At 70.5% G+C, this 11,983-nt stretch carries 11 protein-coding genes; 7 read left to right on the top strand and 4 right to left on the bottom strand.

Features of this window, described 5'->3' with window-relative positions; translation table 11 throughout:
• Positions 1-2: 2 nt before the first annotated feature.
• The 3 genes from IE277_RS17470 to IE277_RS17460 form a co-directional block, all read right to left on the bottom strand.
• Entirely contained in the window at positions 3-836 is an 834-nt protein-coding gene (locus tag IE277_RS17470; protein WP_189953431.1) for a trypsin-like serine peptidase, read from the bottom strand.
• 182 nt (positions 837-1,018) lie between these two features.
• Entirely contained in the window at positions 1,019-1,615 is a 597-nt protein-coding gene (locus IE277_RS17465; RefSeq protein ID WP_189953429.1) for a DUF1707 SHOCT-like domain-containing protein, read from the bottom strand.
• 97 nt (positions 1,616-1,712) lie between these two features.
• A complete protein-coding gene (locus IE277_RS17460) occupies positions 1,713-2,504 on the bottom strand; it encodes a hypothetical protein (protein WP_229881754.1) in 792 nt (263 codons plus the stop codon).
• 126 nt (positions 2,505-2,630) lie between these two features.
• Between IE277_RS17460 and IE277_RS17455 the strand changes: the two genes are divergently transcribed.
• The 6 genes from IE277_RS17455 (at position 2,631) to IE277_RS17430 (ending at position 8,888) form a co-directional block, all read left to right on the top strand.
• The gene (locus IE277_RS17455) at positions 2,631-3,842 is read left to right on the top strand and encodes a pyridoxal phosphate-dependent aminotransferase (RefSeq protein WP_189953427.1); all 1,212 of its coding nucleotides are present in this window, start codon (positions 2,631-2,633) and stop codon (positions 3,840-3,842) included.
• An 89-nt stretch (positions 3,843-3,931) separates the two neighbouring features.
• Positions 3,932-4,351, top strand: coding sequence for an SCO4983 family protein (locus IE277_RS17450; protein ID WP_189953426.1), 420 nt, complete (start codon positions 3,932-3,934; stop codon positions 4,349-4,351).
• A 125-nt stretch (positions 4,352-4,476) separates the two neighbouring features.
• The gene (locus IE277_RS17445; RefSeq protein ID WP_229881690.1) at positions 4,477-5,553 is read left to right on the top strand and encodes a substrate-binding domain-containing protein; all 1,077 of its coding nucleotides are present in this window, start codon (positions 4,477-4,479) and stop codon (positions 5,551-5,553) included.
• Complete coding sequence (locus IE277_RS17440) at positions 5,550-6,740, top strand: toxic anion resistance protein (RefSeq protein WP_189953422.1); 1,191 nt, start codon at positions 5,550-5,552, stop codon at positions 6,738-6,740. Before IE277_RS17445 ends, IE277_RS17440 begins: the two co-directional genes overlap by 4 nt.
• A complete protein-coding gene (locus IE277_RS17435) occupies positions 6,737-8,299 on the top strand; it encodes a vWA domain-containing protein (protein ID WP_189953419.1) in 1,563 nt (520 codons plus the stop codon). The genes IE277_RS17440 and IE277_RS17435 overlap by 4 nt, the downstream gene beginning before the upstream one ends.
• A complete protein-coding gene (locus tag IE277_RS17430) occupies positions 8,286-8,888 on the top strand; it encodes a hypothetical protein (RefSeq protein ID WP_189953417.1) in 603 nt (200 codons plus the stop codon). The genes IE277_RS17435 and IE277_RS17430 overlap by 14 nt, the downstream gene beginning before the upstream one ends.
• A gap of 112 nt (positions 8,889-9,000) precedes the next feature.
• On the opposite strand, the gene IE277_RS17425 is transcribed toward IE277_RS17430, so the two are convergent.
• A complete protein-coding gene (locus IE277_RS17425) occupies positions 9,001-10,818 on the bottom strand; it encodes a phosphoenolpyruvate carboxykinase (GTP) (RefSeq protein ID WP_189953415.1) in 1,818 nt (605 codons plus the stop codon).
• Positions 10,819-11,184: 366 nt separating this feature from the next.
• Between IE277_RS17425 and trhA the strand changes: the two genes are divergently transcribed.
• Positions 11,185-11,898 carry a PAQR family membrane homeostasis protein TrhA gene (trhA, locus tag IE277_RS17420; RefSeq protein WP_189953413.1) on the top strand — a complete coding sequence of 238 codons (714 nt, stop codon included), beginning with the start codon at positions 11,185-11,187 and terminating at the stop codon, positions 11,896-11,898.
• Positions 11,899-11,983 lie beyond the last annotated feature (85 nt).

Raw genomic sequence — 11,983 nt, 5'->3', positions numbered from 1 at the left:
CGTTACGGCTTCGGCAGGACGCAGCCGGACGCGTCGAGGTTCAGCTTGTTGCCCGTGGTGAAGCAGGCCGGGATCTGGTAGGTCTCCTCGGCGTAGTTGATGCCCTGGTGGATGGTGACGTTGCCGTTCTCGTCCACCTCGCAGGGGTTGTTCTCGGTGCAGCGCTCGCCGTCCTCGTTGCCGGTGTTGTTGACGGCGACGACCTTGCCGGTGGCGGTGTCGATCACCGGGGAGCCGGAGGTGCCGCCGATGGTGTTGCAGGACGAGGTGTAGCGGAGGGAGTCCTTCCAGGTCCAGTCACCCTCCTTCAGCCGGTACACGAAGCCGTCGACGTTGCAGCTGTAGGTCCGCTTCCAGTAGCCGGAGACGACCTTGATGGCGGTGCCGGCGGTCGGGTGGGCGTCGTTCACGGTCAGCGGGCTGATCCCGTACGCGCTCTTGATCTTCGCGTAGGTGGTGGTCAGCCGGTAGATCGTGACGTCCGTGTCCGTCATGGTCGAGTACACGACCTGGTCGGCGCGCAGGGTGGCCACCTTGCCGCCGGCGGAGTTGAGCAGGCCGAAGGTGCGGCTGGAGGACTGGCCGGTGATGACCTGTCCGGGCTCCGGGAAGCCGGTCTCCAGGCAGTGGCCGTTGGTCAGCACGAGCGCCGGGTCGCTGTCGGCCGAGTTGGGGAAGCGGATGACGGAACCGGAGCAGTTGCTGAGCGCGACGGTGCCGGCGAAGTCGACGGTCGCCTTGGGCTTGGCGACGCTGTGCGGCGCGGCGACCGCGGGAGTCGCGCCCAGCCCGGCTATGGCCAGGGAGGAGAGCGCGGCAAGGAGAGGCTTGTTCATGTGGGGGTCCCCTCTGACGACTTGGGCGACCGGAGTCTTCCGGCCGCCCGTTCGTTTTGTCATGCGCATTGTCGACGCATATAAGGGGTGTGAACAAGAAGCCGGCTCAGGCCATAGGGGTTTCCCTGTACGCCCCGGGCCGGATGACCCGCCCTTGCTCCCGCCGCGCTCACCCCCCTTGTTCACTTCCCCCCGGGCTTGGTGACGACGGCGCCGAAGAGGGCGAAGCCCTTGACGACGACGCGCGGGACACCCGGCCGGCCGACCTTGCGGGCACCGCGCCTGCCGAGCGCACCGAACAGGGCAAGGCCTCGGACCTCGACGTCGATGTCGTCCGGCACGACGATCCCGGTGGCACCCCACAGGGCGACGGCCCGGACCACGGTCTCCTGGGCGGCGAACCGGGCCTCGGTCAGATCGATCCGGCCGCCGCCCCACATCGACCAGGCGGTGAACCTGGGCGGCACGACCCACTCGCCGGACCGCCGGAACCCGCCGAACAGACCCAGTGCGAAACGGGACGCGGGCGTCTCGTCCACCACCAGGCAGTCCCTGGGCCCGGGTTCGGGCAGTCCGCGCGCGGCGACCGCCAGCTCGCCGAGCGTGCGGGCACCGTGGACCTGGCCGAGCCGGCCGTCCAACTCGCTCAGCGGCAGCCGGCCGTCGGCCGCGGCGAGCCGTACTCGTTCGACGACGCGCTCCCGGTCCTCGTCGGAGGCGAGCAAGCCGGAGGGGGGTTCCGGCTCATCGGCGGACGACGGTCGAAAGTGCTCAGTCATGCGGCAACTCTCACCCGCCGGGCATGCGGCCACCGCGCACCGGCCGGCCAAGTGGCCTGGAATGGCCCACGGTTGGCGCGAAGAAGCCGTTCGTCGATCAGTGGCGGTGGCGTCCAGGGCCGTGGCCGTGTCGCCATGCGCCCGGGGACCCGGAGGCGGAGGGCGTGGGGCTCGCCGTCGTGGCGGTGGGCGCGGGCGGGCGGGATGTCGTGGGGGGCGCGGTAGCCGGGGCAGCGGTCGGGCCGGCGGTCGACTGCGGCGGGGACACCGGGGCAACGGGGCGGGCCGGCGCGGTCGGCCGGGATGTGCCGCCGGCCGTCGAGGAGGCCGGGGAGCCGGTGTCCGTGCGGGGGCTCTCGCCGGCCGAGTCGCCGACCGTGGCGCGTCCGCCGCCGGCCGGCCGGGAGCGGTCCGGGGCGGCGGCGTCCGAGCCGCTCGCCATGGCCGCGATCACCGCCACCGCACCGGCCACCCCGAGCGCCCCGGCGACGGCGGTCACCCGCCGGCGGCCGCCGGTGCGCCGGCCGGCACGCCGCCGCGCGGCCCGCCCCTCATCCGGCCGGGACGGCCCCGCCTGCTCGGACAGCAGCGCCGGCCCGGTCGGTTCGGCCGACTCGGTCGGTCCGGTCGGTCCGGTCGGTCCGGTCGGTCCGGTCAGTGGGGGCAGTGGGTGCAGCTCGCGGGTGTCGTCGTAGGCGTTCTGCCAGCCGTGGGCGGTGGCGGGGTCGGTGTACCGCTCGTACACCGGGGCCGGGGTCCGGGGAAGGTACACGTTCGGCGGTACCGCGAACGACGGCCGGGCCTGCGGCTCGGCCCGCCGCTCCCGGGGCGCATCGCCCGGCTCCCGCGCGCCGCGCGTCCCTGCCTCGTACTCCGGTTCCGTGGACATGACGGCGGATTCTAGGGACGCAAGTGGCTCCTGAGACAGTCTTCGGCGATATCCGGGCAAACCTCTGCGTCTCACGTGGCGGAAAACACGACCCGGGGAGCGATACCGGGCCGTAAGCTCACGGATATGCAGGTGATCCAGTCGACCAAGCTCGCCAACGTCTGTTACGAGATCCGGGGCCCGGTGCTCGAGGAGGCGATGCGGCTGGAGGCGGCCGGCCACCGCATCCTCAAGCTCAACACCGGCAACCCGGCGGCGTTCGGCTTCGAGTGCCCCCCGGAGATCCTGGAGGACGTCCTCCGCAACGTCTCCACCGCCCACGGCTACGGCGACGCCAAGGGCCTGCTGGCCGCCCGCCGCGCGGTCGTCATGCACAACCAGACCCTCGGCATCGAGACGGACGTCGAGCACGTCTTCATCGGCAACGGCGTCTCCGAGCTGATCGTGATGGCGATGCAGGGCCTCCTCGACGACGGCGACGAGGTGCTCGTACCGGCGCCGGACTACCCGCTGTGGACGGCGGCCGTCTCCCTCGCCGGCGGCACGGCCGTGCACTACCGCTGCGACGAACAGTCCGACTGGATGCCCGACCTCGCCGACGTCGAGCGCCGGATCACCGACCGGACCAAGGCCCTCGTCATCATCAACCCGAACAACCCCACGGGTGCGGTGTACGACGAGGCGATGCTCAGGGGCCTGACCGACATCGCCCGCCGGCACAACCTGCTGGTCTGCTCCGACGAGATCTACGACAAGATCCTCTACGACGACGCCACGCACACCCCGACCGCGAAGATCGCCCCGGATCTGCTCACCCTCACCTTCAACGGCATGTCGAAGGCGTACCGGGTGGCCGGGTACCGGGTGGGCTGGATGTCCATCTCCGGACCGCGCGCGCACGCCGCCTCCTACATCGAGGGTCTGACGATCCTCGCGAACATGCGCCTGTGCGCCAACATGCCGGGGCAGCACGGTGTGGTCGCCGCGCTCAGCGGACGCCAGTCGATCAACGACCTGGTGCTGCCGGGCGGTCGGCTGAAGGAGCAGCTGGAGACCGCGCACGAGCTGCTGACGCAGATCCCGGGCGTGTCCTGCGTACGGCCCAAGGGCGCGCTGTATCTCTTCCCGCGCCTCGACCCCAAGGTCTTCAAGATCAAGGACGACCGGCAGATGGTCCTGGACCTGCTGCGCCAGGAGAAGATCATGGTCGTCCAGGGCACGGGCTTCAACTGGCCCGAGCCGGACCACTTCCGCGTGGTGACCCTGCCGACCGTCGGTGATCTCCGGGACGCGATCACCCGGATCGGGAACTTCCTGGACGGATACAGCCAGCCGTAGTCGACGGGCTTCATTCCGTGACCAGGCTCAACTTTAGACGAAATCTAAGCTAGGATGGCTTCCTGTCAGCGCACAGGAGGCCATCCCCCATGTACGAACCGATCCGCACCAAGTCGGTCCACAGCACGATGGCCGGCACCACCTCCGACTTCCCCCACCGCTCACGCGAGGAGGAGCTGGACATCCAGCTCGCGGGGCACCTCGCCGCGTTGCTGGCGGTGACGGACGAGCTGCGTGGGCTGACTCCGTCCGCCGAGCTGGACCACGCCGCGGAACGCCTGGCCCGCGAGGTCGGCAGGCTCCGGGGCGGCCACGCGCCGACGCGTGCGGCATCGGCCGCGGCCGGTGATCCGGGGGCACTGCACCAGCGGGCACACACCCTCGCCGGCCGGGCCCTCGTCGTCGCGGCGTCGCGCGCGGACACCGCGGCCGCGATCCTCTCCGCCGAGCGGATGGACGCGCACAGCGCCGCACTGGCCGACCCGCAGGAACTCAGCGCCGCCCACTGACCCCGTCCCGGGTCCACCCAGGGTGCGTCCCGTCGTGGGGGCGTTGCAGTGCCGGGGCCGGTATGTCACCCACCGTTCACTCCCGGACACAGGGAATGTCGGGTTCCGGGAGCACAGTCCCCGGCGTGAGACGTATCGCTGGAATCGTCCTCGCCGTGCTGCTGATCGGTGGCGTGGTGGCCGCTGTCGTCGCTGGGCGGCACGGGGAGGACAAGGGCACGGCAACGAAGACCGTGCGTGGAGTGATCGGGTCGGAGAAGGCGGACTTCTTCGCCGATCCCGATGTGGTGAAGGCCCTCGCCGCCAAGGGCTACACCGTGAAGGTCGAGTCCTCCGGGTCCTGGGCCATGGACGGACTGGATCTCAAGGGCTACGACTTCGCCTTCCCCGGAAGCCAGGCGCCCGCCGACCAACTGGCCGCCAAATACCACGCGCAGGAGCCGCTGCCCCGGCCCTTCTACTCACCGCTGGTCGTCGTGGCCCACCGCAGCGCCGCCGACGTGCTCGCGGCCAACGGGCTGGCCGTGCTGGACGGGCAGCACCGCGGCACACTGAAGACGGGCGCCTATCTGGACGCCGTCCGGGCCGACCGGACCTGGCAGCAGCTCAAGGGGGCCACCGCGCACGGGGAGTTGACGGGCACGCTCTACATCACGAGCACCGACCCCGAGACCTCCAACTCCGGTGCCCTGTATCTCGCCGACGCCTCCTACGTCGCCAACGGCGGCAAGGTGGTCGCGAGCACGGCCGACGTCGGCCGCACCGCGCCCCTGCTGCGCAAGCTGGTCAGCGTCCAGGGTGCCCAGCAGTCCAGCAGCGACTCGGTGTTCCGGGACTTCGTCAGCGGCGCCGGGAACCCGCTGGTGCTGATGTACGAGTCCCAGATCGCCTCGCTGCTCATCCAGCAGCACACCGCGAACGACCTCGTGGTGCTCTACCCGGACACCACGGTCAACAGCGACCACACCGTCGTACCGCTCGACGCGAACGGCCGTGCGCTCGGCGAACTCCTCGGCACCGACCCGGCCCTGCGCAAGCTGGCCGTCCGGCACGGATTCAGGCCGCAGGGCGACGCCGCCGAGTTCGTCTCGGCTGCCGTCGGCGTGTCCGGCTATCTCAACCAGAACCTCACCGGCGTCCGGCAGGCGCCCGTGCCCACCTCCCAGGTGCTGCACGAGATGACCCGCCGGGCGCGCGGATGACCCGGGGGGCGAGTGACGTGACAGGCAACGAGGGTGAGTTCAGCCTTTCGCCGCCCGAGCCGGTGCGCGCCGTGCCCCGGGACAAGGCCGGTGGGCTCGTACCCGTCGAGGACACGGTGCGGGAGGAGATGGCGAGGAAGGCCGGTGCCTATGTCGCCTCGCTCGCCGCGCTCGACGCCCGCTCGCCCGAGTTCACGGGCAAGGTCGGCGAGATCGCCGGGCTCGGCGCGGGTGAGCTGCGGACCGCCGCCGCACAGTCCAACCGGATGCTGGAGCGGACCCTGCGCAGCCTGCCCGACAAGGGCGGGGACGCGACGGCGAAGGTCGCCGGCTCGCTGGTGGAGCTACGCCGGGTCGTGGCGGATCTGGACCCGCGTGAGCTGCCCGGGAGCCGGAGCCGGAAGTTCCTGTCCCGGCTGCCCGGCGGCACCCGGCTGCGCGACCACGTCGCCGGGTTCGCCTCCGCGCAGGGCACGCTGAACCAGATCGTGGGCACCCTGCGCGGCGGCCAGGACGAACTGCGCCGGGACAACGCCGCGTTGCAGACCGAGCGGGTCCGGCTGTGGGAGACCATGGGCAAGCTCCAGGAGTACGTCGTCCTCACCGAGGCGCTGGACGCGGCCGTCGAGGAGCACATCGCCGGGTCCCGCGACCCCGAGCAGGCCGACGCGCTGCGCGCCGACGTGCTCTTCCCGATCCGGCAGAAGCACCAGGACCTGCTCACCCAGCTCGCGGTGTGCGCGCAGGGCTACCTCGCCATGGACGTCGTACGCCGCAACAACAACGAGCTGATCAAGGGCGTCGACCGGGCCGCCACGACCACCGTGTCCGCGCTGCGCATCGCCGTGATCCTGGCCTCCGCGCTGGACAAGCAGAAGAAGGTCGTCGAGCAGGTCGACGCCCTGCGCCGGACGACCGAGGGCCTCGTCCGGGGCAACGCCGAGATGCTCTCCTCGCAGGCCGAGGACGTCCAGCGCATCGCCGCCGACCCGGCCGTCGGCGCGGAGACGCTGCGCGGCGCGTTCCAGCAGATCTACCGCACCCTCGACGCCATCGACAGCTACAAGGTGCAGGCGACCGAGGTGATGGCCTCGACGGTGGCCTCGCTGACCGACGAACTGCACCACGCCACCGCCTACTTGGAACGCAGCAGGTCCCAGGGCGCCTTGGAGGGCCCGCTCGCATGAGACGACGACGATCCGCCCGCGCCCTGCTCGCCGCGGCGGCGGCGACGGCCGCGACAGCCGCCCTGCTGAGCGGCTGCACCTCCGACGACCACAAGAAGGACGACCCCACGGCCCCGAAGCCCGGCACCCTGCGTGTGCTCGCCTCCAGCGAACTCAGCGACATGACCGCCGTCTTCGACCGCGTCCGCAAGGACACCGGCATCACGATCCGGCCCACCTACATGGGCACCCTGGACGCCGTGGACCTGCTGGCCAGGGGCAAGGCCGACGGGGCGTACGACGCGCTGTGGCTGTCCTCGGACGACTATCTGCGGCTGCGGCCCGACGCGGCGAAGAAGGTGGTGTCCGAGACCCCGGTGATGTCCAGCCCGGTCGCCATCGGCGTCAGACCGGCCACGGTCAAGGCCCTCGGCTGGAAGCCGGAGCAGGTCACCTGGGGCCAGATCGAACAGGCCGTACAGGACGGCAGGCTGACCTACGGCATGACCGACCCGGCCCGTTCCAACTCCGGCTTCTCCACGCTGATCTCGGTGGCCTCGGCCCTCTCCGGCGCCCAGTCCGCGCTCACCGACGCCGATGTCGCCAAGGCCACGCCACGGCTGAAGGAGTTCTTCAAGGGCCAGAAGCTGACCTCGGGATCCTCGGGCTGGCTGGCCACCGCCTACAAGCGGCGCGGCACCGTCGACGCGCTGCTCAACTACGAGTCCGTGCTCAAGGGCGTCCCGGGCCTCACCGTGATCCGCCCCGGCGACGGCGTCGTCACCGCCGACTACCCGCTCTCCTCGCTCGCCTCGACGAGCGCCGGCACCCGCGAGGACGTCCGCAGGGTGACCGAGGACCTGCGCACCGACGCCGTCCAGAAGCTCATCACCGACACCACCCACCGCCGCCCGGTCGTCGCCTCGGTGCCGCCCGCCGCCGGCCTCGACACCGGCCGGCGCCGCGAACTGCCCTTCCCCGGCAGCCGCTCGGTCGCCGACGGCCTCCTCAGCTCCTACGAGAACGAGCTGCGCCGCCCCTCCCGCACGGTGTACGTCCTCGACACCTCCGGCTCGATGGCGGGCGAGCGGCTGACGGCGCTGAAGACGGCGCTGACCGGTCTCACCGGCGACTTCCGGGACCGCGAGGAGGTGACACTGATGCCGTTCGGCTCGACCGTGAAGAGCGTGCGCACCCATGTCGTCGACCCCAAGGACCCGAAGGCCGGCCTGGCCGCCATCCGCCAGGACACCGACGGCCTCACCGCCGACGGCGGCACCGCGATCTACACCTCGCTGGAGAAGGCGTACGACCATCTCGGCGGCGGCAAGGACACGTTCACCTCGATCGTGCTGATGACCGACGGTGAGAACACGGCCGGCGTCGACGCGGGTGACTTCGACGGCTTCTACCGCTCCCTGACCGGCATCCGGCGGGACACCCCCGTCTTCCCGATCCTCTTCGGCGACTCCTCCCGCACGGAGCTGCAGCACATCGCCGACCTGACCGGCGGCCGTCTCTTCGACGCCCAGCAGGGCTCGCTGGACGGCGCCTTCGAGGAGATCCGTGGCTACCAGTAGAGTCCTCGGCTATCTGGAGTCGCCGAAGAACCTCACCGGCGGCACCCTGGGGGTCGTCGGGCTGGTGCTGACGTTCACCGGGGTCGCGGGACCGTACTGGCCGGTGGTGGTCGCGGGCCTGTACGGCGCGGGCGCGCTGGTCGCCCCGCCACAGCGGCCGGCCCTGCCCGACTTCCCGAGCCCGTCGGCCCAGCTGGACGCCATCCGGGCCGACTTCGAGAAGCTGCGGGCCTATCTCGCGGACGTCGAACTGCCCGCCACGGCCGGCGACTGGCTCGCCGAGCTCACCGAGCTGCTGACCGCGCTGCTGGAGCCGGGCTGGGTCGCCGAGGCCCTCGCCCAGGACCCCGACGGCGTGCACACGGTGTCCCGCGCGGTACGGCAGGACATCCCGGAGGCCGTCGACGCGTATGTCCGCACCCGCTGGTGGACCCGGATGACCGCGGGCGCACAGTCCCCGGAACGCCATCTGGACCGCCAGCTGGCCCTGCTCCGCGAGGAGGCCGAACACCTGGTCACGGACTTTCGGGACAAGGAGGCCCGGCGGCAGGAGTCGCACACCCGCTATCTGGAGGAGCGCAACAACTGAAAGGACGGGGCCCCGCACGCCGTTGTGCGGGACCCCGTGGGCCGATCCACGGCCGGCCGGGACGATCGCTGGTCAGGGCACGACGGCCGGCCGTGGAGTCTCTGTGCCGGGACTAACCCAGGCGCTTCACCAGCGCCTCGTACTGGTCCCACAGCTCCTTCGGGGTGTGGTCGCCGAAGGTGTTCAGGTGGTCGGGGACGAGCGCGGCCTCCTCGCGCCAGACCTCCTTGTCGACCGAGAGCAGGAAGTCCAGGTCGGAGTCGGCCAGTTCGAGGCCGTTCGTGTCGAGCGCCTCGCGCGTCGGCAGCACACCGATCGGGGTCTCGACGCCCTCGGCCCTGCCGTCCAGGCGCTCCACGATCCACTTCAGGACACGGGAGTTCTCGCCGAAGCCCGGCCAGACGAACTTGCCCTGGTCGTTCTTGCGGAACCAGTTGACGTAGTAGATCTTCGGCAGCTTGGACTGGTCCTTGCCCTTGGCGACATCGACCCAGTGGCCCATGTAGTCGCCCATGTTGTAGCCGCAGAACGGCAGCATCGCGAAGGGGTCGCGGCGCAGCTCGCCGACCTTGCCCTCGGCGGCGGCGGTCTTCTCGGAGGCCACGTTGGCACCGAGGAAGACGCCGTGGTTCCAGTCGAAGGACTCCGTCACCAGCGGCACCGCGGTGGCGCGGCGGCCGCCGAAGAGGATCGCCGAGATCGGCACGCCCTTGGGGTCCTCCCACTCCGGCGCGATGATCGGGCACTGGGCGGCCGGGACGGTGAAGCGGGCGTTGGGGTGGGCGGCCGGCGTCTCGGAGGCGGGCGTCCAGGCGTTGCCCTTCCAGTCGGTCAGGCGGGCCGGCAGCTCCTCGGTCATGCCCTCCCACCACACGTCGCCGTCGTCGGTGAGCGCGACGTTCGTGAAGACGGCGTTGCCCCACAGCGTCTTCATCGCGTTGGCGTTGGTGTGCTCGCCGGTGCCGGGCGCGACACCGAAGAAGCCGGCCTCGGGGTTGATCGCGTACAGCCGGCCGTCCTCGCCGAACCGCATCCAGGCGATGTCGTCGCCGATGGTCTCCACGGTCCAGCCGGAGACCGTGGGCTCCAGCATGGCGAGGTTGGTCTTGCCGCAGGCGCTCGGGAAGGCGGCGGCGACGTACTTCGACTCGCCCTGCGGCGGGGTGAGCTTGAGGATCAGCATGTGCTCGGCGAGCCAGCCCTCGTCACGCGCCATGACGGAGGCGATACGCAGCGCGTAGCACTTCTTGCCGAGCAGGGCGTTGCCGCCGTAGCCGGAGCCGTAGGACCAGATCTCGCGCGACTCGGGGAAGTGCGAGATGTACTTGGTGGAGTTGCACGGCCACGGAACGTCCTGCCGGCCCTCTTCCAGCGGGGCGCCGAGTGAGTGGACGGCCTTGACGAAGAAGCCCTCGTCGCCGAGTTCGTCCAGGACGGCCTGGCCCATGCGCGTCATCGTGCGCATGGAGACGGCGACGTAGGCGGAGTCGGTGATCTCCACGCCGATCGCGGACAGCGGGGAGCCGAGCGGGCCCATGCAGAACGGGACGACGTACATGGTGCGGCCCCGCATGGAGCCGCGGAACAGGCCCTTCTCGCCGCTGAAGATCTCCCGCATCTCGGCGGGGGCCTTCCAGTGGTTGGTCGGGCCCGCGTCCTCCTCCTTCTCGGAGCAGATGAAGGTCCGGTCCTCGACACGCGCGACATCGGTCGGGTCGGAGGCGGCGTAGTAGGAGTGGGGGCGCTTGATCGGGTCGAGCTTCTTGAAGGTGCCCTTGGCCACCAGCTCTTCGGCAAGCCGGTCGTACTCGGCCTCGGAGCCGTCGCACCAGACCACACTGTCCGGCTGGGTCAGTTCGGCGATCTCGTTGACCCACGAGACCAGTTCCTGGTGGTTGGTGGGGGCGGGAGCCGCGATGTCGCGCGCCACGATTGCTCCTAAGTGAGGGATTTTGCCCTGGTGAGGGATTTTTCCTGGGGCCCCGTGGGGGCTGCGACCCGGATGCTTCGCAGTCACTGCGACTGTGGGCGCTCATCCGGTGCCGACCGCACTCATTTGATCATCCGTCGAGAGTGCCCATCTGTCCAGGGGGTGTCACAGGTGAGCGGCGTGAGGAAGGCCACGGTTTTCGCATCTCCCCTGCATATCTCCGTGTTCCTTTACGTGCACGTTGAGTTCGCCTGGAAGACTTTTTGAACACCACGACCCCGCCGCCCGTGAGACGATGGCCACTGCGCGACAATCCGTCGGCGAGACTGATCCGTAACTTACGGTTCCGTAGGTACGATGCGGCTCATGACTGCGTCCGCCCCCGACGCGCCCATGGATTCGCCGGCCGCCGGCCGCGGTCCTGGCGCGCCTTCCTTGCCGCATCCGGTCAAGCCCAGACTCCGCGGCTGGCTGCACCTCGGCATGTTCCCGGCCGTGCTCATCGCGGGCCTCGTGCTCACCGCCCTCGCCGACTCCACCAGAGGCCGTATCGCCTGCGGGATCTACGTCCTGACGGCCTGCCTGCTCTTCGGCGTCAGCGCGCTGTACCACCGGGGCAACTGGAGCCCCCGGATGGACGGCGTCCTGCGCCGTCTGGATCACGCCAACATCTTCCTGATCATCGCCGGCACCTACACCCCGCTGACCATGCTGCTCCTGCCCAGCGCCAAGGGGCAGTGGCTGCTGTGGGGCATCTGGGCCGCCGCGGCGGCCGGCATCGTCTTCCGTGTCTTCTGGGTCGGCGCCCCGCGCTGGCTCTACACGCCCTGCTACATAGCGATGGGCTGGGCGGCCGTCTTCTTCCTGCCCGACTTCCTGCGCACCGGCGGCATAGCGGTCCTGGTCCTGGTGGTCGTCGGCGGCCTGCTCTACAGCGCCGGCGGCGTGATCTACGGCATCAAACGCCCGAACCCGTCACCGCGCTGGTTCGGCTTCCACGAGGTCTTCCACTCCCTCACGCTCGCCGCGTTCATCGTCCACTACGTCGGCATCTCGCTGGTGGCCTACCAGCACGCGTAACCCTCCCCCTCCCCTCACGGCCACGGCTCACCAGCCGTGGCCGTTTTCGTATGCCCGTCTCAGGCATTATGACACTCACCACTGA

Source organism: Streptomyces alanosinicus, from assembly GCF_014650595.1.
GTDB lineage: Bacteria > Actinomycetota > Actinomycetes > Streptomycetales > Streptomycetaceae > Streptomyces > Streptomyces alanosinicus.
This window is presented reverse-complemented; position numbering and strand designations above follow the sequence as displayed.